This window comes from Elioraea tepidiphila DSM 17972, assembly GCF_000378465.1.
GTDB classification, from domain to species: domain Bacteria; phylum Pseudomonadota; class Alphaproteobacteria; order Acetobacterales; family Acetobacteraceae; genus Elioraea; species Elioraea tepidiphila.
On record NZ_KB899914.1, the window covers coordinates 16,798 to 39,215 of the forward strand.

A 22,418-nucleotide genomic window follows, 5' to 3' on the forward strand; every position below is an offset into this window, starting at 1 on the left:
GACATCCGGCTGCCGGCTGCCCGCGTGCCGGCCGTTCTAGTAATCTTCACCCCTGTATGATCCACTGCCGGCCCTGTCAGGCGGAGACGAAACCGGGCGTGACCATCGAGACGCAGATGCGAAGCGGCAAGCGCCACGACCCCGCGATGCTGCGGGAGGCGATCGTGCGCAAGCTCACCTATGATGTGGGGCGCAGCCAGAACGCCGCCTCCGATCGCGAGTGGTTCATGGCGACCGCGCGTGCGGTGCGCGAACTGATCGTCGATCGCTGGATGGCGACAACGCGCTCCGCGTACGAAACGGGCGCGAAGCAGGTCTACTACCTCTCGCTGGAGTTCCTGATCGGGCGGCTGCTGCGCGACAACATCGACAATCTCGGCCTGACCGAGGAGGTGAGCGACGCGCTCGCCCCGCTCGGCGTCACGCTGGAGCGCATCCGCATGGCCGAGCCGGACGCCGCACTCGGCAATGGCGGGCTCGGCCGGCTCGCCGCGTGCTTCATGGAGAGCATGGCGAGCCTCGGCGTGCCGGCCTTCGGCTACGGCATCCGCTACGACCATGGCCTGTTCCGCCAGGTGATCGCGAACGGCTGGCAGCACGAGTATCCGGAGGACTGGCTCGCCTTCGGCAATCCCTGGGAGTTCGCCAAGCCCGAAATCGCGCCCGAAATCGGCTTCGGCGGCTGGGTCGAGGGTTCGCTCGCCGACGAGCCCTGCGTCTGGCGGCCGGGGGAGATGGTGCAGGCGGTCGCCTACGACACCCCGGTGGTCGGCTGGCGCGGCCGCAGCATGACGACGCTCCGGCTCTGGTCGGCGCGCGCGCCCGATCCGCTGAAGCTCGAAGCGTTCAACCGCGGCGATCACGTCGGCGCGCTCGCCGAGCGCGTGCGCATGGAAGCGATCAGCAAGGTCCTCTATCCCGGCGACGAGACGCCCGCGGGACAGGAGCTCCGGCTGCGCCAGCAGTATTTCTTCACGTCCGCCGCCTTGCAGGATCTCGTGCGCCGGCACCTGCGCGTCTATGGCGGTCTCGGCTCGCTGCCCGACAAGGTCGCGATCCAGCTCAACGACACGCATCCCGCCATCGCGGTAGCCGAGCTGATGCGGATCTGCGTCGATCTCCACCGGGTGCCATGGGACGAGGCATGGCGCATCACCCAGGGATCGATCGCCTACACCAACCACACCCTGCTGCCGGAGGCGCTCGAGAGCTGGCCCGTTGGCCTGATCGAGCGTCTCCTGCCGCGCCACATGCAGATCATCTACCTGATCAATGCGCGCCATCTCCAGCAGGTGCGCGAGCGCTTCCCCGGCGACGATGCGCTCGCTGCCTCGGTCAGCCTGATCCACGAGAACGACGAGCGCCGCGTGCGCATGGGCCATCTCGCCTTCATCGGCTCGCACTGCGTGAACGGCGTCTCGGCGCTGCACACCAGCCTGTTGCGGCGCACGGTCTTCCACGACCTCGACCGGGTGGCCCCAGGCCGGATCGTCGGCATCACCAACGGCATCACCTTCCGCCGCTGGCTGCACCAGTCGAACCGCCGTCTCTGCGCCCTGATCGAGTCGGCGATCGGACCCAAGTTCCGCGACGATCCGCAGGCGCTCGAGCAGCTCCGGCCTCTTGCCGACGATGCCGCGTTCCAGGGCGATTTCGCGCAGGTGAAGCGGCTGAACAAGCAGGCGCTCGGCGAAACGATCCGGGCCGAGCTCGGCATCGTCGTCGATCCGGCGGCGATGATGGACGTGCAGATCAAGCGCATCCACGAATACAAGCGCCAGCTGCTCAATCTGCTCGAGACGATCGCGCTCGCGGACGCGATCCGCGCCGCCCCGTCCGGCGGCTGGGCGCCGCGCGTGAAGGTGTTCGCCGGCAAGGCGGCCGCGAGCTACCACCGGGCCAAGCTGATCATCCGTCTTGCCCACGACATCGGTTCCGCGCTCAACGACGATCCCGCGCTGCAGGGTCTGCTGAAGGTCGTGTTCCTGCCGAACTACAATGTCTCGGCCGCCGAGCTGATCGTGCCGGCCGCCGACCTCTCCGAGCAGATCTCCACCGCCGGCATGGAGGCCTCCGGCACCGGCAACATGAAGCTCGCGCTGAACGGCGCGCTGACCATCGGGACGCGCGATGGTGCGACGGTCGAGATCGCCGAGCGCGTGCCCAAGGACACGATCTTCCTGTTCGGCCTGACGGCCGAGGAGGTCGCCGAACGCAAGGCGCGCGGCAGCGGCGGTTGGCCTGCGATCGCCGCGTCGCCGCGGCTTGCCGCCGTGCTCGAGGCGCTCGAGCGCGGCGACTACTCCCCCGACGACCCCGACCGTTACCGCGACCTGGTCGCCTCGCTGCGCGGCCCGGACCCGTTCATGGTCGCCTCCGATTTCGAGGCGTACTGGGCTGCGCAACGGCGTGCCGACCGGCTCTGGCGCGACCCGGCCGCCTGGACCCGGGCGGCCATCCTGAACACGGCCAACATGGCCTGGTTCTCGTCCGACCGCACGATCGCCGAGTACGCGACCAAGGTCTGGAACATTCCCGTGCCGCGACGGGCGCTCGGCCAGGCCGCCGAACTCCCGCCGTCGCAGGAGAGTCAGCGCGGCGGCTGAACGCCCCACTGGCGCGGCCGCACCTCCCCCTGGCAGGATCAGGCCAGTCAGGGGAACGCAGCATGAGCATTGATGGCCGAGCCTCACTTCCCAGGCCCCTCGCGCGAAGCGCGATGGCCTTCGTGCTGGCGGGCGGACGGGGCTCACGGCTGATGGAACTCACCGACCGGCGGGCCAAGCCGGCCGTGTTCTTCGCCGGCAAGTCGCGCATCATCGACTTCGCCCTCTCCAACGCGATCAATTCGGGCATCCGCCGTCTCGCGGTCGCGACCCAGTACAAGGCGCACAGCCTGATCCGCCACCTTCAGCGCGGCTGGAACTTCCTTCGCCCCGAGCGCAACGAGAGCTTCGACATCCTGCCCGCGAGCCAGCGCGTCTCCGAGACCATGTGGTACCGCGGCACGGCCGATGCCGTATATCAGAACATCGACATCATCGAGGACCACGCGCCGCGCCACATCGTCGTGCTGGCGGGGGACCACGTCTACAAGATGGACTACGAGGTGATGCTGCAGCAGCATGTCGAGACGCGCGCCGACGTCACGGTCGCCTGCATCACCGTGCCGCGCGTCGAGGCAAGCGGGTTCGGCGTCATGCACGTGGATGCGGATGGCCTGATCGTGGATTTCGTCGAGAAGCCCGCCGATCCGCCCGCCATCCCGGGCCAGCCGGACCGCGCCCTCGCCTCGATGGGAATCTACGTCTTCGACACGCCCTTCCTGGTCGACCAGTTGCGGCGCGACGCGACGGACACGGCCTCGACGCACGATTTCGGCCGGGACATGATCCCGTATCTGGTCCGCAACGGACGGGCGATGGCCCACCGCTTCGAGCAGTCCTGCGTGCGTTCCTCGGCCGAGGCGGTGCCGTACTGGCGCGATGTCGGCACCGTCGATGCGTACTGGGAAGCCAACATCGATCTCACCGACATCGTTCCCGACCTCGACCTGTTCGATCAGGACTGGCCGATCTGGACCTATGCCGAGGTCGTGCCGCCGGCGAAGTTCGTCCATGACGAGGCCGGCCGGCGCGGCGAGGCGGTCTCCTCGCTGGTTTCGGGCGGCTGCATCATCTCCGGGGCGGCCGTGCACCGCTCGCTGCTGTTCACCGGCGTGCACGTGCACTCCTACGCATCGCTGAACGGCGCGGTGCTGCTGCCGCAGGTGGATGTCGGGCGCGGCGCACGGCTGACCAACGTGGTGGTCGATCGCGGCGTGCGCATCCCGGCCGGCCTGGTGGTGGGCGAGGATCCGCAGGCGGACGCCGCACGGTTCCGCCGCACCGAACGCGGCATCTGCCTCATCACCGCGCCGATGATCGCCCGGCTCGGCTGACGCGGCGCGGATGCGCGTCCTCGCCGTCGCCTCGGAGGCGGTGCCGCTCGTCAAGACCGGCGGCCTCGCCGATGTCGTCGGAGCGCTGCCGGGCGCGCTCGCGGCCGAAGGGATCACCGTCACCACGCTGCTGCCCGGCTACCCCGCTGTCCTGCGCGCGCTCGACGGCGCCACCGAGATCGCGCGCTACCGGACGCTGCCGGGGGGATCGGCGCGGGTGCTGCGCGGGCGGGCAGGAACGCTCGATCTTGCGGTGCTCGACGCGCCCGCGCTGTTCGACCGCCCCGGCAACCCGTATCTCGGGCCGGACCGCACCGACTGGGCCGACAACGGCATCCGCTTCGCCGCCCTCGGCGCGGCGGCGGCACGGCTCGCGACCGAAGGCGCGGGGTTCGATGCGGTGCACGCGCATGACTGGCAGGCCGGCCTCACCGGCGCCTATCTGCGCCACGGCGACGCGTCCCGGCCGGTGCTGTTCACGGTCCACAACCTCGCCTTCCAGGGCGCCTTCCCCGCCGCGCTGTTCCCGCAGCTCGGCCTGCCGGATGCCGCCTTCGCGCTCGCCGGCCTCGAATTCTATGGCGGCGTCGGCTTCCTCAAGGCGGGGCTGTGGTACGCGGATGCGATCAGCACGGTCTCGCCCACCTACGCCGCCGAGATCGCCACGGCGGAAGGCGGGATGGGGCTCGATGGTCTGCTCGTCGGCCGTGCTTCGGTGCTGCACGGCATCCTGAACGGGCTCGACGCGGATGAATGGGACCCGGCGCGCGACCCCCATCTCGAAGCCCGGTTCGACGCGGACGATCCGTCGCCGCGCGCCGCGAACCGCGCCGCCCTTTGCCGCGCCTTCGGGCTTGAACCGGATGCCCGGGTGCCGGTGTTCGGCTTCGTCGGCCGCTTCACCTGGCAGAAGGGTGTCGACCTGATCCTCGACGCGCTGCCCGCGTTGCTCGGTACCGGCGGGGTGCTCGCGCTGCTCGGCAACGGCGAGGCCGGGATCGAGGCGCGCGCCGAGGCGGCCGCACGGCAGCATCACGGGCGTGTCGGCCTCGCCACGGGCTTCGACGAGCGGCGCGCCCGGCTGGTCTATGCCGGCGCGGACTGCGTGCTGGTGCCCTCGCGCTTCGAGCCCTGCGGACTGACCCAGCTCTGCGCGCTGCGCTACGGCGCAGTGCCGCTCGTTGCGCGCACGGGAGGACTCGCCGACACGGTCGTGGATGCGAACGAGATGGCGCTGCGCCAGGGCTGGGGCACGGGGGTGGTGTTCAACCCGGTCTCGGCGGGAATGCTCGCCGCCGCATTGCGGCGCGCCGCCGCGCTGTTCGCCGACGCACCGACGTGGCGGCGCATCCAGGCGAACGCGATGCGCACCGATGTCTCCTGGGCGCGCTCGGCCGCGCACTACGCAGCGCTGTTCCGCTCGCTCGCCCGGCGGTAGTGCGCCGCGCTACTCGGCCGGCGCGCGCTCCGGCGCGGGCGCGCGTCTCACCCACCCCGTCACCCGCTCGCGCAGCCCCTGGAACACCGCATAGAGCATCGGGATCACGAAGATGCCGACCAGGGCCGCGGCGATCATGCCGGCGAACACGCCGATCGAGACGTTCCGGCGCGCGATCTCGGCCGCGCCCGACGCCGTGACCAGCGGCACGAGGCCCATGATGAAGGCAAGCGAGGTCATCATCACGGGGCGGAAGCGCAGCCGCGCGCCCTCGGTCGCGGCCTCCAGCAGGGCGACCCCCTTCTCGCGCTGCTCCTTCGCGAACTCGACGATGAGGATGCCGTTCTTCGCCGCGAGCGCGATCAGCACGACGATGCCGATCTGCGCGTAGAGGTCGAGCGGTGCCCGGACGGCGAGGATGCCGAGGAAGGCGCCGAGCAATCCGACCGAGACCGAGAGTAGCACCGGCACCGGAATGGTCCAGCTCTCATACAGAGCCACCAGGAACAGATAGGCGAACAGCACCGCCATCGCCAGGATCGCCGCCGTCTGCCCCTCGGCGCGCTTCTCCTGGAACGAGATGTCGGACCACTCATAGGCGTAGCCCGACGGCAGGGTGCGGTCGGCGACCTGTTCCATGAGCGCGAGCGCCTGGCCGGACGACACGCCCGGGGCCCCCGACCCGAGCAGCTGGGCGGCGCGGTAGTTGTTGAAGCGCGTGATGCTCTGCGGCCCCTCGTCGATGCGGATCTCGGCAAGGCTGCGCATCGGCACCATCTCGCCGGCCGCGTTGCGGACATGGATGCGCAGGATGTCGCCGACAGCGCGGCGATCCTCCGCCTCGGCCTGGACCGACACCTGCCAGGTGCGACCGAACAGGTTGAAGTCGTTCACATAGGCGCCACCCAGCACCGCTTGCAGCGTGCCGAAGACGTCGCCGATGCGCACGCCGAGCGTCGCCGCCTTGTCGCGGTCGAGATCAAGGCGGATCGACGGCGAGGAGGCGCTGAACGTTGAGAATACGCGCGTCAGTCCCTGTTGCTGGTTCGCCGCCACGATCAGACCCCGCGTCACTTGCGCGAGCTCCTTCGGGTCGCGCCCCTCCAGATCCTGGAGCATGAAGGTGAAGCCGCCGCCGGTGCCCAGGCCCACGATCGGCGGCACGTTGAGCGGCATGGCGAGGCCGTCGCGCAGGCCGGCGAGCCCGGCACCCATACGTGCGAGCGCGGGCTGCACCGCGAGGGCGGGATCGCGCCGCTCCTCGAACGGTTTCAGCAGGCCGATGATGAAGGCGGCATTCGATTGTGCCGCACCCTCGATGAAGTTGAAGCCGACAATGGTCGAGACATTCGCCACCGCCGGGTCGGCGGCGACGATCCGCTCCACCTCCTCGGCGACAGCGAGGGCGCGCGGCACCGAGGCCGCGTCGGGCAGCTGGATCTGGACGAAGAAAGCCCCCTGATCCTCCTCCGGCACGAAGCCGGTCGGCGTGATGCGCGCGATCCCGACGACGCCCGCCATGCAGGCGGCGACCACCAGCAGCGAGACCGCCGAGATCCGCATCAGCCGCCGTACCACGCCGGCATAGCCGTTCGCGGTCGCGTCGATCGCCCGCATGATCGCCGCGATCGGCCCGCGCCGTGGCCCGTGGGCCGGACGCAGCAGCACCGCCGCGAGCGCCGGCGAGAGCGTCAGCGCATTGATCGCCGAGAGCACCATCGCGACCGAGATCGTGACCGCGAACTGGCGGAACAGCTCGCCCGAGATGCCGGGAATGAAGGCGATCGGCACGAACACCGAGAGCAGCACGAGCGTGATCGCGATGATCGGTGCGGTGATCTCGGCCATCGCCTTCTTCACCGCGTCCGCCGGCGCGAGCTGCGGCTCCTCGTGCATCACCCGCTCGACGTTCTCGACCACCACGATCGCGTCATCGACGACGATGCCGATCGCCAGCACCATGGCCAGCAGGCTGACGGTGTTTGCCGAATAGCCGAGGGCGAGCAGGACGACGAAGGTGCCGATCAGGCTGACCGGCACGGCGATGGTCGGGATCAGCGTGGCGCGCAGATTGCCGAGGAAGAGGAACACCACGAGCACGACCAGCACGAAGGCCTCGAGCAGCGTCTTCTGCACTTCGTGGATCGTCTCGGTGACGAAGGTGGTCGCGTCATAGGCGACGGTCCACTGCATGCCCTCGGGGAAGCGGGTCGCGAGCTCGGCCATCGCCGCCTGCACGGCGCGCGCGGTGGCGACCGCATTCGCCCCGGGCGACTGATAGACGGCGAAGAGCTGCCCGTCCCGGCCGTTGAAGCGCGTGCGCACATCGGCGAGCCGCGCGCCGAGCTCGATCCGGGCGATGTCGCCGAGCCGCAGCATCGACCCGTCGGGGTTGGCGCGCAGCACGATCGCGGCGAACTCCTCCGCGGTGGTCAGGCGCCCCTGGGTCGTGATGGTGAGCTGGAGCTGCTGGTCGTCGCTGATCGGCTCGGCGCCGATCCGCCCGACCGGCGCCTGCACGTTCTGCGCCTGGATCGCCGCGATCACGTCGCCGGGCGTCAGGCCGAGCTGGGTGAGGCGCTCCGTCCGCACCCAGACTCGCATCGCGTAGTCGAGCGGGCCGAACAGGGTGACATCGCCCACGCCGGGCACGCGCTTGATCACGTCGAGCACGTTGATGGTGAGATAGTTCGACAGGAACAGTCCGTCGTAGCGGCCATCGGGTGCGTGCACGGCGATCACGTTCAGCATCGCCGAGGACTGCTTCTTCACCGTCACACCCTGCTGGCGCACCTCCGCCGGCAATCCGGCGAGCGCCACCTGCACGCGGTTGTTGACGTTGACGGTGTTGATGTCGGGATCGGTGCCGAGCTCGAAGCTGACATTCAGCCGGTAGGTGCCATCATTGGCCGAGAGGCTCCGCATGTAGATCATGCGATCGACACCGATCACCTGGCTCTCGATCACCTGGCCGACGGTCTGCTCGATCACGGCTGCGCTCGCACCGGGATAGCGAGCGGTGACGCTGACCTGCGGCGGCACGATGTCGGGATACTGCGCGACGGGGATCCGGCTCAGCGCCAGCAGACCCGCGATCGTGGTGACGATCGCGATCACGGCCGCGAGCCGCGGCCGATCGACGAAAACGGCCGAGATCATGCGCTCAGCCCCCGCGCGCGGGTCGCGGCGCGGCGGGCACGCCCTGCACCGGCTGGCCGGGACGGATGCGCTGCAGCCCGTCGACGATCAGCATTTCGCCGTCGGTGAGCCCCTGTTCGACGACGATGCGCCCGCCCTCAAGCGGCTGACCGAGCCGCAGCCGTTTGATCGCCGCCCGGCCATCCTCGACCACGAACACATAGGCGCCCTGCTGGTCCAGCATCATGGCCGATTGCGGGATGACCACGCGCTGTTCCGGCTCCGGCCCCTCGATCGCGACCGAGACGAACTGACCGTCGATCAGGCGGCGGTCCGGGTTGGCGATGCGCGCGCGCACCGTCACCGTGTCGGTGCCCTGCGCCACCGTGACATCGACGAAGTCGATTTGCCCGACCTGATCGTAGTGCGAGCCGTCCTGGAAGCGCAGGCGCACGCGCGGCCGGCGCTCGGCATCGCGCCTCGCCTCGCGGTCGAGGCCGAGGAAGACGCGCTGGCTGACGGGGAAGGTGACGTACATCGGATCCTGGCCGACCAGCAGCGCGAGCGGGCCGGTGTCGGGGCCGACGACATTGCCCGGCGAGACGGCGGCGCGGCCGATCCGGCCGGCCACCGGCGCGCGGATCAGGGTGTAGCCGAGATTGATCTCGGCGCGCGTCAGCGCCGCCTGCGCCTCCAGCACCTGGGCGGCCGCCATCTCGGCCTCGGCCTTGCGCTGGTCGCGCACGGCGGGGGAGGTGTCGCGGGTGCGCAACAGCTCCTCGGCGCGGGCGAGCTGCGCATCGGCGTTGACCTTGGCCGCCTCGGCCGAGGCCAGCGTCGCCTTGGCGGCGTCGACGGCCGCGAGATAGGGCGCGCGTTCGATGATGAACAGCAGGTCCTCCTTCTGCACCTCCTGCCCCTCGCGAAAGGCGCGCTCCTCGAGGAACCCGTTCACGCGCGCGACCAGGTTCACGCGCTCGATCGCTTCGATGCGACCAACAAACGAAACGGTCTCCGTCACGGGCTCCGGCGCGATCCGCACGACGCCGACGGGCGGGGCCGGCTGGGCCGACGCGGCGCCCGCCGTCAGGATGAGAGCGAGAGCGAGGGTAAGATCGGCCAACGGCGCACGCATGAGGGTCCTCGATCCGACGCAGGGGCAACGACCGTAGCCCGATCGACCCCCGCCATTCCACACCGTCTGAACCGCGGTTCGCCAATGCATCGTCGTGCCGCGAACATTTCCCTTGAGAGCCGAAACGAGGCTTTGCACACTCCCCTCGCCGACTTCCCGGCACAGCACAGGATGCGGCCCGCCCCCCAAAGAGGCCGCTGAGGAGGAACACGATCATGCGAGCGATGCTTCTGGCGTCGGCGGCAGTCCTTGTTTGGGCCTCCGCGCAGGCGCAGCAGGCGACCAGCGATCAGGCGCTCGAGCGGATGCGCGGCTTCCAGACGACCGGCACCCCGCTCGAGGCGCAGACCGTGCCGCAGACCGGCCGCCGCGCGGACCAGATCCGGCGCAATCTCGAACGCATCAAGCTGCCGCCCGGCTTCCGGATCGATCTTTACGCGGTGGTGCCCGATGCGCGCCACATGGCGGTCAGCCGCAACAACGCGAATGTCTTTGTCGGCACCCGCAAGACCGATCTCTGGGTGGTGGTCGATCGCGACAAGGATCGCGTCGCCGACGAAGTGAAGCGGATGGCGCCCGCGATCCGCTTCACCCAGCCGAACCCGTGCTACAGCCCGGACGGCTTCCTCTACGTGGTCGAGCACAACCGGGTGCTCGTCTTCCCGGCGATCGAGTTCTTCCACGAGGGGCCCGACGTCGCCGTCGACGTCGTGGTGCCGCAGGGCGGGCTGATCCCGCGCGAGGAGGAGAGCTTCAATCACGGCCACCGGCTCTGCCGCATCGGGCCGGACAACAAGCTCTACATCTCGCTCGGCCAACCCTACAACGTGCAGCCACGCGAGAAGCTCGAGCTCTATGAGCGCCTCGGCATCGGCGGCATCATCCGCATGGACCGTGACGGCAGGAACCGCGAGGTGTTCGCGCGCGGCGTCCGTAACTCGGTCGGCATCGAGTTCCATCCGCGCACCGGCGAGCTCTGGTTCACCGACAACCAGGTGGACGGCATGGGCGACGACATCCCGCCCGGTGAGATCAATCGCGCCACGGCCGCCGGTCAGCATTTCGGCATGCCCTGGTACGGCGGCGGCCGCGTGCGCACGAACGAGTACAAGGACTCCGAGCCGCCCGCCGGCGTCCGCTTCCCCGAGGCGGAGATGGTCGCGCATGCCGCCGATCTGGGGCTGATGTTCTACACCGGACGGATGTTCCCCGAGCGCTACCGCGGCGGGCTGTTCAGCGCCCAGCGCGGCTCGTGGAACCGCACCACGCCGGTCGGTGCGCGCGTGATGTTCACGCCGATGAAGCCCGACGGCTCGGGCCTGGCGGGCGAGCCCGAGGTCTTCGCCTCAGGCTGGCTCGATGAGGAGACCGGCGAGTACTACGGCCGGATCGTCGATGTGGCGCAACTGCCCGACGGCTCGCTGCTGGTCAGCGACGATACGGCGGGCGCGATCTACCGCATCTCGTACCAGGCGCAGTGAGCGCGCGGCGCATGATCGGGGCGGCCGTTGCGGCGGCCGCCCTTCTCCTCCCGGCCGTCGCCGCGCCGGCAGAGGAGGGCGATCCGCGCCAGGGCCGGCGGCTGGCGGCGCAGTCGTGCCAGGGCTGCCACGGCATGGACGGGATCTCGAAGCAGGCCAATGCCCCCACCATCGCCGGACATCCGGTGGACTATTTCATTCGCCAGCTGACCGCGTATCGTGATGGGGGGCGGCACGACGAGCAGATGAGCATCGCCGCGCGCGACCTGACGGACGAGCAGATCCGGGCGCTCGCCGCCTATTATTCGGCCATCGAGCTGGAGGCAGTGCGGATCCCGGGCCGCGACTGAGGAAGGGCCATGGCGGACGAGGACGACGTTCCCGAACTCGGCATCTCCACGGAAACCGTCTGCTGGGTGATCGCGCGTGCGCGCGCCTTCGACGCCAAGGAGGCGGGCGATGGCGACGCCGACCCGGACGATGACGATCCCGAGGCGCATCTGCTCGAGGAGGAGGGCGACACGATCGCCGAGGAGCTCCGTGACGCGATCGCCGAGATGAACGAGGACGAGCAGGCCGCGCTGATCGCGCTCGCCTGGATCGGCCGCGGCGAGTTCGATGTCTCGGAGTGGGACGAGGCCGTGCGTACCGCCAAGGAGCGCAACCTGCGCAATGCCGATGACTACCTGGTCGGCATGCCGCTGCTGGGCGACTATCTGGAGGAGGGGCTGTCGGCGTTCGGGCTTTCGTGCGACTGATCCCGCGCGATGCGTCGATCGTGGTGCTGACCGGGGCGGGCATCTCGCGCGAGAGCGGCCTCGCCACCTTCCGCGACGCCGACGGCATCTGGGCCAAGGTGCGCATCGAGGACGTCGCCACGCCGGAGGCGTTCGCGCGCGACCCGGCCCGGGTGCACGCTTTCTACAATGCGCGGCGGCGGCAGATCACCGATCCGCACGTGCAGCCGAACGCGGCGCATCACGCGGTCGCGCGGCTGTCCCATGACTGGCCCGGGGGCGTGACCGTCGTGACGCAGAACGTCGATGACCTGCACGATCGTGCCGGCACCGCGAACCTGATCCACATGCACGGCGAGCTCGCCAAGGCGCGTTGCCGGTTGTGCGGCGCGGTGATGCCGTGGCGCGAGGACCTCTCGGTCGAGACGCCGTGCCCGTCCTGCGGCCAGGCCGGCGGAATGCGGCCGCACGTGGTGTGGTTCGGCGAGATGCCGCTAGCCATGGAGCAGATCGGCGCGGCCCTCGACCGCTGCGGGCTGTTCGTTTCGATCGGCACCTCGGGCGCGGTCTATCCGGCGGCCGGGTTCGTCGCCGAGGTGCGCGGGCGCGCGCGCACGGTGGAGCTCAACCTGGAACCGAGCGAAGGCAGCCACCTGTTCGACGAGGCGATCCATGGGCGGGCGACTGAAGTCGTACCCGCGTTCGTGGCCCGCTTGATGGGCTAGCGGTACGGCGGAGCCGGCGCGCAGAGCGTCCGCGACCAGGGACGCACACGATAGCGCTTGGCCTTGCCTCAGCCGCGAAAGCGTCGTGGGGGGACCACGCTGGTCCCCCCAGCCCCCCCTGCACCTTCAGCCCGCCGCCGCCGCGCGCGCCGCGGCCGCGCCCTGCACCTCGGCGAGGTGGTCGAACCGATGCACGTAGGTGCCGAGGCCCATGCTCATCGACCGGAGTTCGATGATCATGCCGTGCAGCTCGGCCGCCGGCACCAGCGCCTGCACCTCGTCCCAGCCGGGCCAGCCCTCACGCTCGGAGTAGCCCAGGATCTGGCCGCGACGCTCCGACAGAAGCCGCTGCGCCGCCGCCGTAAACCCGTTCGGCACATACATCGACACGTGGTGGATCGGTTCGAGCAACACCGGCCCCGCCGCCGCCAGTCCTTCCTGCATCGCCATCCGCGTCGCAGTCGCGAACGCCATGTCGCTGCTGTCCACCGAGTGGAACCCGCCATCGACCAGCGTCACCGCGATGTCCACCACCGGATGGCCGAGCGGCCCCTTGCGCGTCGACTCCTCGGCCGACTCGCCGACCGCCGGGATGAACCGCCGCGGCACCACGCCGCCGACGATCTTGTCGATGAAGGCGAACCCCTCGCCGCGGCCGCGCGGCTCGATCTCGAGCGTCACGTCCGCGAACTGGCCGTGCCCGCCGGTCTGGCGCTTCAGCCGCGCATGCTGGCGCACCGGCCGACGGATCGTCTCGCGATAGGGCGTGCGCGGCTTCGCGACCGTCACCTTCACCCCATGCGCCTTGCCCAGCCGCGCCACCGCCGTCTGCAGATGGATGTCGCCCTGGCCCTCGATCAGGATCTGGCCGAGCTCCGCGTCCTGCGTCACCGACAGCGACGGGTCCTCCTCCATCAGCTTGCCGAGCGCGGCGGTCAGCCGCACATCATCCTTGCGGTCCTCGGTCGCGACCGCGAGCGCATGCACGGGCGGCAGCGGCGCAGGGAACGGCAACTGCGCGGTATCCTTGCCCGTCGAGATCGTTCTGCCGGTGGCGAGCCCCTCCAGCCGGCCGAGCGCCACCACGTCGCCCGACGCCGCCTCCGGCACCTTCTCCGCCTCCAGGCCCGGGAAGCGCGTGATCCCGCCGAGCCGCGTGCCCTCCAGCGTGGTGCCGTCCTTCAGCGGGCCACGCCAGATGCGCGCATAGGAGAGCTTGCCGCCATGGCCGGTGTGCACGCTCTTGAAGATCTGCGCGACCGGCCCCTCCAACGCCGGATCGAGCCCGCGCCGGGCGGCGGTCTCGACGACATCGGGCGCGTCATGGCGCAGCGCCTTCCACAGCCGCCGCACGCCCCCGCCCCGCTCGGCGCAGCCGAGCAGCACGGCATCCACCGCGCCGGCGACGAGGTCCTGGTGCATCACGCGGTAGAGGTCCTCAGGGGTCGCGACCGAGTCCTCGATCAGCTTCTCCAGCAGCGCGTCGTCGTGATCGGCCAGCGTCTCGGCGAGCACGGTGCGCGCCTCGCGCTCGCGCTCGACCACCGCCTCCGGCATGCGGATCAACTCTGACGGCTCTCCGCGCCGGTAGCGATAGGCGCGCTCGCTGACGAGATCGACATACCCGGTGATCTCCTCGCCCTCGCGGATCGGCACCTGGCGCAGCACCAGCGGCCGGCGCGACTGCGTCTGCAACGCCTCCATCGTTTCGCGCACGCTGCTCTCGGCCATGGTGTCGATCTTGTTGACGAACACCAGGCATGGCACGCCCTGCTCCTCGAGCATGCGGAACACGGGGGCGAGGCCCAGCGCGCGGGTGGGGTCCGGCTCGCAGACCAGGACCGCCATGTCGGCGATGGCGAGCGCGCTCGCCGCCTCATGGGCGAACTCGACCGAGCCCGGGCAGTCGAGCAAGGCGAAGCTCTCGCCGAGATAGGTACAGTGGCCGAGCCGGGTCTCGGTGCCCATGGTGCGGTCGCGCGCCTCGGTCGGGCGCTTGAGCGGCGAGCCGGCGGCGGCGAGCATCGCCTCGAACAGCGTGGATTTCCCCGCCCCCTGCGGGCCGACCAGCGCGATCGCGCGCGGCCCGTGCCGGCCAGTGCCGTTGGGGGCGGGGGTGTCTTTCTCTGGCATCTGCGGCGTCTCCCCGGCCGCTTGTGCGCGCGGCCTGTCCCGAGGTTACGGGGCGCCCGCCATCCCGCCAGGGGACGGAGGGTCGCCCCTCCGCCGCCAACTCTACCCGTCCTGGCGCCGAGCGCGACCGGAATCAGCGCGGCGGCGCGAGGCGCTGCCAGGCCGCCACCGCACCGGCGAGCGTGCCATGCCCGATCTCCGGCGTGCCGAGGCGGTTCGCGCGCACCGGCTCATTCGGCACCTGGTTGGCGATCCAGCGGTCGGAGAGCCGCACGATCAGCGCCACGTCCTGGTCGGCGACCGCGTCCATGTCGAGGGCGGCGAGCACCGCGTGCGGCGGATCGGCATTGGCGAGCCCGGGATTCGGATTCATCCGCACGACCGGCCCGTCCTCTACCGGATCGGCCGGGTTGGTCGGCAGCCTGCCCCCCAGCATGATGTGCGCGTGCAGCGGCGCAGAGTTCGGCGGCTCCTTCAGGATCGCGCGCAGCATGTAGCCGACCTCGACGCCGAGGCGTCGGAGCTTGAGCCCCATGTCCTCGGAGGGCGGGGCGAGCGGTTTCTCGCGACCGTCCACGCGCGCCGTGCCGAGCGAGAGCAGCGCGATCTCGCCGGGCCGCCAGCCATAGCCGAGCGCCTCGACTGCGGCGATCGCGGCGGGGCAGTTCCACCCGGCGATCGCGCCGTCCCAGTAGGTGCCGCCGCCGAACCGCGCGGCATCGTCGAAATAGAGGACCGGCGCGTTCGAGCTCGCGTGGATCGCCTCGGCCAGCGACGCGGAGGGCCGGCGCGGCGGCGGCTCGAACGCGGCCGAGGGGGAACTGAGATCCGACCGGAACAGCACGCCGCGCTGCGCCGGGAGGTCGTAGGCGCAGATCAGCAGATGCGGCAGAAGCCTGCCGCGATTGCCCGCGCGCGAGCCGACCTCCGGCAGCGGCTTGTCCCACGGTCCCAGGATCGCGCGCAGCCCGGCGAGCTTGCCGGTCGCGGCGTAGCGGCCAGGCCAGATGCCCGGCGCGGCGAAGATGCTCCGGCGCTTCGCCTGATCGAGGAACAGGCCGAGCAGCTCTTCGAGCGTCAGGTCCATCAGCAGCCCGCCCAGCACCAGAGACCCGCCCGAGTTCGCAGCGGCGAGGTCGAACTCGGCCAGCACGTCATGGCCGCGCGCCGACAGCCCGTAGAGATTGATGAGGGCGCGCACCTGGATCAGCGCCCAGGCGCCGCCGCCGTCGAGGCTGAGGATACGGTGCCGTGTCATCGCCGTTCGCCTCCCGGATGGTTGCGCTCCTGATGCTGCGTCGTCATGACGTTGCGCTGCAACCCGCTTGACGAGGGCGGGCGCGCGGGGGACACCGCACGCGCCGCAGGACAAGGAGAGGTTGGATGGACGCGGTGTCGCGCGCGACCGCGATCGGTGCGCTGGCGGTCGTGCTGTGGTCGACGCTCGCGCTCCTGACGGTGCTCGCCGTGGGCGTGCCGCCGTTGCAACTCGTCGCGATGACCTTCGCGATCGCGGGCACGGTCGGGATTGCCGCGCGTGCGCTACGCAGCGGCGGCAGGACGAAACGCTCCGTGCCGGTCGGGGCCTGGGTCCTCGGCGTGGCGGGGCTGTTCGGCTATCACGCCTTCTACTTCGCCGCCTTGGCGCTCGCGCCCGCGGTCGAGGCGAACCTGATCAACTATCTCTGGCCGCTGCTGATCGTGCTGTTCGCCGGTCTGCTGCCGGGCCAGCGGCTGGGTGCGCGGCATCTCGTCGGCGCGGCGCTCGGCCTCGGCGGCTGCGCGCTCGCGATCGGCGGCGGTGCCGGGTTCGATGCCGCGCATCTTCCGGGCTATGCCTGCGCGCTCGGCGCGGCTCTCGCGTGGTCGGGATACTCGGTGCTGAACCGTCGCTTCGGCGAGGTACCGTCGGATGCGGTGGCCGGATTCTGCCTTGTGACGGCGCTGCTCGCCGCCGTCGTCCATCTCGCCTTCGAGACGACGCGCTGGCCCGAGGGCGGCGCCTGGGTCGCGGTGCTGGGGCTCGGGCTCGGCCCGGTCGGGCTCGCGTTCTTCGTCTGGGATCACGGGGTCAAGCACGGCGATCTGCGCCTGCTCGGCGTACTCGCCTATTTCGCGCCCGTGTTCTCGACGCTCTGGCTGGTCCTCGCCGGCCGGGCCGAGGGCGGCATTGCGCTCTGGGTCGGCTGTGCCCTGGTGGTCGCCGGCGCGCTGGTCGCGACGGGGCTCAGAACCGCAGGTCGCTGACCGGAAGCTCGACGCGCAGCACCGATTGCTGGCCGAAGCGCTCGGCCCAGGCGCGTGCCACCGCCTCGACGGGTCCGCGCTCGCCCGACGGATGCAGCACGATGAGCACCAGTGTGGGTTCGGTGATCGTGCGGCCGGTCCCGGTGTCGCGCCAGCCGCCGGTGCCGGCGATCAGGGTGAACCCGGCCGGCAGATGCCGCGCGACCGTGTCGGCGACAAAGACCTCGACCGCGCGGTCATCGACCACACCTCCAGCCGGGATCGCGCGGCCGAGATAGAGCGTGGTCTGCACATGCGTTGGCGGAGCGGCGCAGGAAGCGAGCAGAGCCGCGAGCGCCAGCGCCCTCACCGCGGCACCGGCCGCCAGTCGGGCGGGGCGAGCTCGAACCCCTCGAAGGTGAAGGCCGGACTGACGGTGCAGCCGACCAGCGTCCAGCGCCCGAGGCTCGCGGCGGTCTGCCACCATCCGGCTGGCACGATTCGCTGCGGCATCTGCCGGGCGCCGAGATCGGGGCCGAGCCACGTCGCCTCGGCGTCATGACCATCGGGCGACACCGTCAGCACCAGGGGCGCGCCGCCGTGCCAGTGCCAGAGCTCGGTCGCGTCCACGCGATGCCAGTGCGACGTCTCCTCGCCCTTGAGCAGGAACAGGATCGCCGTTCCCGCGCCGCGCGAGCCGTCGGCGGGCGTGTCGCGCCAGGTCTCGCGATACCAGCCGCCCTCGGGGTGCGGGGCGAGACCGAGCGCCGCGATCACCGCATCCGGATCGGTGCGGGGATCGATCAGGTTCATCGCGTCACTTCGGCGCGACCGGCGCGGTCTCGACGAAGGCGCGGTGCTTCGAGGCACTCTCGAACCACACCGCGAGCTTCGGATGCGTCTCGCGCCAGGGCTCGGCGGCGAAGCGGAAATCGAGATAGCCGAGCGCGCAGCCCACCGTGATCGAGCCGATCGTGAACGGCCCCATCAGGCTGTCCGCCTCGCGCTCCAGCAGATCGAGCGTGCGCGCGATCGCATCGCGCATGCGCGCCATCGCCGCCGTCCGCGCCGCCTCCTCGGGGCGAAGGCTCTCGCCGCGCCGCGCCACCGCCGCCTCCATGATCCCGTGGCCGAGCGCGTGCAGCCTGAGCGCGGCCAGGCGCGCGCCACGCTCGGCCGGGTAGAGGGGCGGGGCCGCGCCGATCCCGTCGAGGTATTCGCAGATCAGCGGGCTGTCCATGTAGGCGATGCCGTCCGCGCCGATCAGGGTCGGGATCTTGCCGAGCGGGTTGACCGCCAGCAGGTCGGGCGGCGAGGCGTGCACATCGCACCAGACCTTCTCGATCCGGTCGTCGATGTCGCGCGCGATCGCGCAGGCCATCACCTTGCGCACGAAGGGGCTCGCCGGCGAGTGGAACAGCTTCACGCGGAACGTCCTTTCAGCGGAAGGAATCCTTGGCCGCGCGCAGTGCCGCGAACGCGGCCGCATCGCGCGCGTGCAGGAACGGGTTCGCCGCCTTCTCGGCGCCGAGCGTCACCGGCACGGTGGGCCGCCCGGCCGCCCGCTGCGCCTCGACCTCGGCGGCGCGCGCGCGCAAGGCAGCGTTGTCGGGCTCCACCGTCAGCGCGAAACGGGCGTTGGACTGGGTGTACTCGTGCCCGCAGAGCACGAGCGTGTCGTCCGGAAGCGCGGCGAGCCGCGTCAGCGCGGCGAAGAACTCCTCGGCCGAGCCCTCGAACATCCGCCCGCAGCCGAGCGAGAACAGCGTATCGCCGCAGGCGAGCACGCCCGCCTCGGGAAAGTGATAGGCGATGTGGCCGCGCGTGTGGCCCGGCGTGTCGATCACCACGGCCTCGCTCTCGCCGACCGCGACCGTGTCGCCCGGGCTCACCGCACGGTCAAGCGCGGGCAGGCGGTGCGCATCCGCCGCCGCGCCGATCACAGCCGCGCCATGCGCCGCCTTCAGCGCCGCCACCCCGCCGACATGATCGCCGTGATGGTGCGTCAGCAGGATGAGCGCGGGCTCCCAGCCCCGCGCCGCGAGCGCGGCCTCGACCGGTCCGTCCTCGCCGGGATCGACCACGGCGACCGTGCCGGTGGCCTCATCGCGCAGCAGCCAGACATAGTTGTCGGAGAGGGCGGGGACGGGGACGATCTCGAGACGTGCCATGGCGCGTTCCTACCACCCGCCCCTCTCCCGGCCAACCGAGCCGGCGCTGGGTTTGGGCCCAGCGCGTGCTATGAGGGCGCGATGGCGGAGGATGCCGGCGCCCTCACCCGCTTCTACGCCTCGCCGCACGGCAAGGTGGTGACCACCACGCTGCGGACGAGGCTGCGCGCGCTCTGGCCGGTCGTTCCGGGGACGCGCACGCTTGGGCTCGGCTATGCGTTGCCCTATCTGCGCGTCTGGCGCACCGAGCCGCGCGACCGCACGGTCGCCTGCCTGCCGGTGCAGATGGGGCCCGCACGCTGGCCGCGCCACCGGCCGAACCTCGCCTGCGTGGCCGAGGAGGACCGGCTGCCGTTTCCTGACCTCCATTTCGATCGCGTTCTGATGGTGCATGCGCTGGAACACGCCGGTCAGACGCGGCGGATGCTGCGCGAGGCGTGGCGGGTGCTCAAGGACGACGGGCGGCTGATCGTGGTGGTGCCGAACCGCACCGGCTGGTGGGCCTATGCCGAGCGTACGCCCTTCGGCCATGGCCGCCCGTTCTCGGCCGATCAGCTCGCGCGGCTGCTGGAGGCGACGATGTTCCGCGCGCTCCGTCGCGACGGCGCGCTCTACCTGCCGCCCTTCGCCTGGCGGCCACTGCTCCGCACGGCCGGCGCCTGGGAGCGGCTCGGCCGGCGGCTCGGCCCGCGCCTCGCCGGTGTCGTCATCGTCGAGGCGTCAAAGGACATGTACGCCGCCATCCCGGCAGCCGAGGCAGCGCCCGCGCGCAGGCGCGTGATGACTGCGGTGGACAGCGGCTGAAAGGCGGTGACGGCCGGCCCCGCCGGGCCGGCCGCCTGCCGCGCCTGCCGCGATCAGGCCGGATACTCGAACGCCGGCAGCTCGCGCAGGCTGTCACGCGTGGCCCCGGGTAGGGTCACGTTGCCCTCGCGGTCGATCTGCAGCCGCTCGAACGGCACCGCGACCAGCTTGGCGCCGATGCCCAGGAAACCGCCGACCGACAGCACCGCCACGGGCACGCGCTCGTCCGGCGTGATGATCAGGTCGTCGATCGAGCCGATGCTCTCGCGCTCGCCGTTGCGCACGGTCGCGCCGACCACCTTGGAGGCGCGCATGCCGGACGCGGCGACCGCGGCCGGATCGGCCGCGCGCGGGGCGGCGGGCATCGCCTGCGAGGGCGTGGCCGGTGTCGCGGGCATGGCGGCGGGCGGGGTCGGGGGCGCGACGCGCTCGGGAAGCGGCTGGCCCGGCATGGCGGGCGCCGCCGGATCGGTGGTGGTCTGCTGCGCCAATGCCGGGCTGACGATGACGCCGGCGAGCAGCATCGCCCTGATCGTGTCGTTGAGTCGCATGGTCCATTCCTTCCTTCGCTCTGGACCGTCGGGCGGAGGTTCATGCGCCGGCCCGCGATCTGACCGGAGAACGGCGCATCGCGGGCACGGTTTCGTCCGGCTCACCCGCCTGTCATGCTTCTGCGGCCATGACGCGCCGGCCGCGCCCGCTTCCGCCCCCGACCGAGGCCTCGCTGCACGAGGCCGCGGTCGCGCATCTCGCGCGTTTCGCGGCGACGCGGGCGGGGCTGCTGCGCGTGCTCGCCAACCGGATCGCGCGCTGGGCTCGGACGGCCGAGGTCTCCGACGACGAGCGCGACCGCGCGATCGCAGCGGCGCGCGCCGCCGCCGAGGCGGTGGTGGCGCGCCTCGCCGCGGCCGGGGCGGTGGACGATGCGGCCTTCGCCGCCGCGCGTGCCCGCCGGCTCGCGCGCAGCGGCCGGTCCGCCGCGGCGATCGGGGCGCATCTCGCGGCGAAGGGCGCCGGCGAGGCGGCAGGTGATGCGATCGACGCCGCCCTGCCGGATGACGATGCCCGCCTCGCCGCCGTTCTGATCGCCGCGCGCAAGCGGCGCATCGGTCCCTATGGTCCGCCCGACCCGCCGCCCGAGGCGCGCCGCAAGGCGCTCGCCGCGCTGGCCCGCGCCGGCTTTCCGCGCGCGCTCGCCGAGGCCGCGCTGGCGATGGACGCCGAGGAGGCGGAGGCACGCATCGCCGCGTTCCGTCGCTGATGCGCGTGATCGCCACCGGCGCGGGGTTCCGCCGCGGCGCGCGCGCGACCCTGCCCCTGACCGTCGGGCTCGTTCCCTTCGGCCTGGTTGTCGGCGTGCTGGCGCAGGCGCAGGGCCTCTCGGCGCTGGAACAGGCGCTGATGAGCGCGCTCGTCTTCGCCGGCTCCTCGCAGATCCTGGCGCTGGAGTTCTGGACCGACCCGGCGCCGATCGCCTCGGCCACCCTCGCGGCGCTCGCGGTGAACGTGCGCTTCGCGCTGATGGGCCCCTCGCTCGCGCCCTGGATCGACGCGCTGAAGGGCGTGCGCAAATGGGCGACCGTGAGCGCGATCGTCGATCACGCCTGGGCGCTGGCGATCGCCGAGATGCGCGCGGGCCGGCACGACGCGCTGTTCTATCTCGGCTCGGCGGTGACGCTGTGGAGCGCCTGGCTCGCGACCACGATCCTCGGTCATGCGCTCGGCGCAGTGGTGGCGTTGCCGCGCGGTCATCCGCTGTTCTTCGCCGCCCCGGCCTGTTTCATCGCGCTGCTGGTGCCGATCTGGCGCGGACGCGGCGATGCCGCGCCCTGGGCGATCGCGGCCGCGGTGTCGCTCGGCGTCGGGCCGCTGTTGCCGAACCCGGCGCTGGCGGTGGTGAGCGGCGCGGTCGCGGGCAGCCTCGCCGGCGCGCTGCGCGAGACCGCGGGCGGGGCAGGGCAGCGATGAGCCTCGACCCCGTCACGCTCGCCGCGATCCTCGGCATGGCGCTCGCCACCTTCGCCTGCCGCGCCTCGGGCTATCTGGTGCTGCGGCGCGTGCAGCCGGGGCCGTTCCTGCGCGCCTTCCTGGGCCATGTGCCGGGCACGCTGTTCGTCGCCTTCGCCGCCCCGGCGGTGGTGCGCGAGGGGTGGCCCGGGTTCGTCGGCGCGGCGGCGACGCTGCTCGTCATGCGCGCGACCGGCTCGACGCCGTTGGCGCTGCTGGTCGGAGTCGCGGCCTTCTGGCTCGCGCGCACGCTCATGTAGTGCACGGGCTGACGCGCCGCGACCCGGCGATGACGAGGTGGAGCGGTTCGATCTCTGGCCGATCGCCCCGGTGTTCGCCGCGGTGCGCGACACGGACGCGTTCAAGTTCAACGTCAATCTGATGCTGATCGACCTGTTCCTGCGCGAAGGCCTGATCCCGGCCGGCGAGGGCGCGACGCGGCTGCGCGCGGCGCTCGATCAGGGCGGCTGAGGAGCTGCTGCC

Annotated in this window: 21 protein-coding genes and 1 pseudogene; 13 read left to right on the forward strand and 9 right to left on the reverse strand. The window is 71.5% G+C overall.

The annotated features are described in order from the left end of the window. Nucleotides 1-98: 98 nt before the first annotated feature. The 3 genes from F563_RS0105135 to glgA all read left to right on the forward strand — a co-directional run bounded on the left by F563_RS0105135 (nt 99) and on the right by glgA (nt 5,378). A complete protein-coding gene (locus F563_RS0105135) occupies nt 99-2,606 on the forward strand; it encodes a glycogen/starch/alpha-glucan phosphorylase (protein WP_019013577.1) in 2,508 nt (835 codons plus the stop codon). A 62-nt stretch (nt 2,607-2,668) separates the two neighbouring features. Further along, nucleotides 2,669-3,940: a glucose-1-phosphate adenylyltransferase gene (glgC, locus tag F563_RS0105140; protein ID WP_026299348.1), complete on the forward strand. Its 1,272-nt coding sequence runs from the start codon at nt 2,669-2,671 to the stop codon at nt 3,938-3,940. Between the two features lie 10 nt (nt 3,941-3,950). Beyond that, nucleotides 3,951-5,378 carry a glycogen synthase GlgA gene (glgA, locus tag F563_RS0105145; RefSeq protein ID WP_019013579.1) on the forward strand — a complete coding sequence of 476 codons (1,428 nt, stop codon included), beginning with the start codon at nt 3,951-3,953 and terminating at the stop codon, nt 5,376-5,378. 9 nt (nt 5,379-5,387) lie between these two features. Here glgA and F563_RS21635 read toward each other — a convergent pair whose 3' ends face one another. Both F563_RS21635 and F563_RS0105155 read right to left on the reverse strand, forming a co-directional pair. Further along, nucleotides 5,388-8,537 carry an efflux RND transporter permease subunit gene (locus F563_RS21635; RefSeq protein WP_019013580.1) on the reverse strand — a complete coding sequence of 1,050 codons (3,150 nt, stop codon included), beginning with the start codon at nt 8,535-8,537 and terminating at the stop codon, nt 5,388-5,390. Nucleotides 8,538-8,541: 4 nt separating this feature from the next. After that, entirely contained in the window at nt 8,542-9,639 is a 1,098-nt protein-coding gene (locus F563_RS0105155; RefSeq protein WP_245557100.1) for an efflux RND transporter periplasmic adaptor subunit, read from the reverse strand. A gap of 227 nt (nt 9,640-9,866) precedes the next feature. Between F563_RS0105155 and F563_RS0105160 the strand changes: the two genes are divergently transcribed. Genes F563_RS0105160 through F563_RS0105175 form a run of 4 tightly spaced genes read left to right on the forward strand, consistent with a single transcriptional unit; the run spans nt 9,867 to nt 12,594 of the window. Then, nucleotides 9,867-11,132 (forward strand): PQQ-dependent sugar dehydrogenase, encoded by a 1,266-nt coding sequence (locus F563_RS0105160; protein ID WP_026299349.1) that lies wholly within the window; start codon nt 9,867-9,869, stop codon nt 11,130-11,132. 11 nt (nt 11,133-11,143) lie between these two features. Further along, nucleotides 11,144-11,482, forward strand: a complete 339-nt coding sequence (locus tag F563_RS0105165; RefSeq protein WP_019013583.1) for a c-type cytochrome — start codon at nt 11,144-11,146, stop codon at nt 11,480-11,482. A 9-nt stretch (nt 11,483-11,491) separates the two neighbouring features. Further along, nucleotides 11,492-11,890, forward strand: coding sequence for a DUF3775 domain-containing protein (locus tag F563_RS0105170; protein WP_019013584.1), 399 nt, complete (start codon nt 11,492-11,494; stop codon nt 11,888-11,890). Next, nucleotides 11,881-12,594, forward strand: coding sequence for an NAD-dependent deacylase (locus F563_RS0105175; RefSeq protein WP_019013585.1), 714 nt, complete (start codon nt 11,881-11,883; stop codon nt 12,592-12,594). The genes F563_RS0105170 and F563_RS0105175 overlap by 10 nt, the downstream gene beginning before the upstream one ends. 126 nt (nt 12,595-12,720) lie before the next feature. Here the strand turns inward: F563_RS0105175 and F563_RS0105180 are convergent, their stop codons facing one another. Then, complete coding sequence (locus F563_RS0105180; protein ID WP_019013586.1) at nt 12,721-14,727, reverse strand: elongation factor G; 2,007 nt, start codon at nt 14,725-14,727, stop codon at nt 12,721-12,723. 133 nt (nt 14,728-14,860) lie between these two features. Further along, a complete protein-coding gene (locus tag F563_RS0105185) occupies nt 14,861-15,985 on the reverse strand; it encodes a patatin-like phospholipase family protein (protein ID WP_019013587.1) in 1,125 nt (374 codons plus the stop codon). Between the two features lie 125 nt (nt 15,986-16,110). On the opposite strand from F563_RS0105185, the gene yddG reads away from it, so the two are divergent. After that, nucleotides 16,111-16,974, forward strand: coding sequence for an aromatic amino acid exporter YddG (yddG, locus tag F563_RS0105190; RefSeq protein WP_019013588.1), 864 nt, complete (start codon nt 16,111-16,113; stop codon nt 16,972-16,974). Here the strand turns inward: yddG and F563_RS21640 are convergent. From F563_RS21640 to gloB, 4 genes are read right to left on the reverse strand one after another with little or no spacing between them, the layout of a single operon-like run. Then, nucleotides 16,955-17,323: a DUF3574 domain-containing protein gene (locus F563_RS21640; RefSeq protein ID WP_035574785.1), complete on the reverse strand. Its 369-nt coding sequence runs from the start codon at nt 17,321-17,323 to the stop codon at nt 16,955-16,957. The genes yddG and F563_RS21640 overlap by 20 nt on opposite strands. Beyond that, a complete protein-coding gene (locus tag F563_RS0105200; RefSeq protein WP_019013590.1) occupies nt 17,320-17,766 on the reverse strand; it encodes a cupin domain-containing protein in 447 nt (148 codons plus the stop codon). Before F563_RS0105200 ends, F563_RS21640 begins: the two co-directional genes overlap by 4 nt. Before the next feature lie 4 nt (nt 17,767-17,770). Then, on the reverse strand, nt 17,771-18,379 hold the full coding sequence (locus tag F563_RS0105205; RefSeq protein ID WP_019013591.1) for a glutathione S-transferase: 609 nt from the start codon (nt 18,377-18,379) through the stop codon (nt 17,771-17,773). A 13-nt stretch (nt 18,380-18,392) separates the two neighbouring features. Next, nucleotides 18,393-19,124, reverse strand: coding sequence for a hydroxyacylglutathione hydrolase (gloB, locus tag F563_RS0105210; protein ID WP_019013592.1), 732 nt, complete (start codon nt 19,122-19,124; stop codon nt 18,393-18,395). An 81-nt stretch (nt 19,125-19,205) separates the two neighbouring features. Between gloB and F563_RS0105215 the strand changes: the two genes are divergently transcribed. Then, nucleotides 19,206-19,928: a class I SAM-dependent methyltransferase gene (locus F563_RS0105215; RefSeq protein WP_019013593.1), complete on the forward strand. Its 723-nt coding sequence runs from the start codon at nt 19,206-19,208 to the stop codon at nt 19,926-19,928. Between the two features lie 53 nt (nt 19,929-19,981). On the opposite strand, the gene F563_RS23785 is transcribed toward F563_RS0105215, so the two are convergent. Continuing rightward, nucleotides 19,982-20,479, reverse strand: a complete 498-nt coding sequence (locus tag F563_RS23785) for a PRC-barrel domain-containing protein (protein ID WP_019013594.1) — start codon at nt 20,477-20,479, stop codon at nt 19,982-19,984. 128 nt (nt 20,480-20,607) lie between these two features. On the opposite strand from F563_RS23785, the gene F563_RS0105225 reads away from it, so the two are divergent. The 4 genes and pseudogenes from F563_RS0105225 to F563_RS24305 form a co-directional block, all read left to right on the forward strand. Continuing rightward, nucleotides 20,608-21,189, forward strand: a complete 582-nt coding sequence (locus F563_RS0105225; RefSeq protein ID WP_019013595.1) for a RecX family transcriptional regulator — start codon at nt 20,608-20,610, stop codon at nt 21,187-21,189. Continuing rightward, a complete protein-coding gene (locus F563_RS0105230; protein ID WP_019013596.1) occupies nt 21,189-21,896 on the forward strand; it encodes an AzlC family ABC transporter permease in 708 nt (235 codons plus the stop codon). Before F563_RS0105225 ends, F563_RS0105230 begins: the two co-directional genes overlap by 1 nt. Next, nucleotides 21,893-22,195 (forward strand): AzlD family protein, encoded by a 303-nt coding sequence (locus tag F563_RS0105235; protein WP_019013597.1) that lies wholly within the window; start codon nt 21,893-21,895, stop codon nt 22,193-22,195. The genes F563_RS0105230 and F563_RS0105235 overlap by 4 nt, the downstream gene beginning before the upstream one ends. Before the next feature lie 16 nt (nt 22,196-22,211). After that, nucleotides 22,212-22,406, forward strand: a pseudogene (locus F563_RS24305) (NUDIX hydrolase); the annotation flags it as partial. Nucleotides 22,407-22,418: the final 12 nt, after the last annotated feature.

Excerpts from the sequence above, each read along its gene's own strand:
- glgC (WP_026299348.1), top strand. The coding sequence starts at position 2,669 with ATGAGCATTGATGGCCGAGCCTCACTTCCCAGGCCCCTCGCGCGAAGC.
- glgA (WP_019013579.1), top strand. The coding sequence starts at position 3,951 with ATGCGCGTCCTCGCCGTCGCCTCGGAGGCGGTGCCGCTCGTCAAGACC.
- F563_RS21635 (WP_019013580.1), bottom strand. The coding sequence starts at position 8,537 with ATGATCTCGGCCGTTTTCGTCGATCGGCCGCGGCTCGCGGCCGTGATC.
- F563_RS0105160 (WP_026299349.1), top strand. The coding sequence starts at position 9,867 with ATGCGAGCGATGCTTCTGGCGTCGGCGGCAGTCCTTGTTTGGGCCTCC.
- F563_RS0105165 (WP_019013583.1), top strand. The coding sequence starts at position 11,144 with ATGATCGGGGCGGCCGTTGCGGCGGCCGCCCTTCTCCTCCCGGCCGTC.
- F563_RS0105170 (WP_019013584.1), top strand. The coding sequence starts at position 11,492 with ATGGCGGACGAGGACGACGTTCCCGAACTCGGCATCTCCACGGAAACC.
- F563_RS0105180 (WP_019013586.1), bottom strand. The coding sequence starts at position 14,727 with ATGCCAGAGAAAGACACCCCCGCCCCCAACGGCACTGGCCGGCACGGG.
- F563_RS0105185 (WP_019013587.1), bottom strand. The coding sequence starts at position 15,985 with ATGACACGGCACCGTATCCTCAGCCTCGACGGCGGCGGCGCCTGGGCG.
- yddG (WP_019013588.1), top strand. The coding sequence starts at position 16,111 with ATGGACGCGGTGTCGCGCGCGACCGCGATCGGTGCGCTGGCGGTCGTG.
- F563_RS0105200 (WP_019013590.1), bottom strand. The coding sequence starts at position 17,766 with ATGAACCTGATCGATCCCCGCACCGATCCGGATGCGGTGATCGCGGCG.
- gloB (WP_019013592.1), bottom strand. The coding sequence starts at position 19,124 with ATGGCACGTCTCGAGATCGTCCCCGTCCCCGCCCTCTCCGACAACTAT.
- F563_RS0105215 (WP_019013593.1), top strand. The coding sequence starts at position 19,206 with ATGGCGGAGGATGCCGGCGCCCTCACCCGCTTCTACGCCTCGCCGCAC.
- F563_RS23785 (WP_019013594.1), bottom strand. The coding sequence starts at position 20,479 with ATGCGACTCAACGACACGATCAGGGCGATGCTGCTCGCCGGCGTCATC.
- F563_RS0105225 (WP_019013595.1), top strand. The coding sequence starts at position 20,608 with ATGACGCGCCGGCCGCGCCCGCTTCCGCCCCCGACCGAGGCCTCGCTG.
- F563_RS0105230 (WP_019013596.1), top strand. The coding sequence starts at position 21,189 with ATGCGCGTGATCGCCACCGGCGCGGGGTTCCGCCGCGGCGCGCGCGCG.
- F563_RS0105235 (WP_019013597.1), top strand. The coding sequence starts at position 21,893 with ATGAGCCTCGACCCCGTCACGCTCGCCGCGATCCTCGGCATGGCGCTC.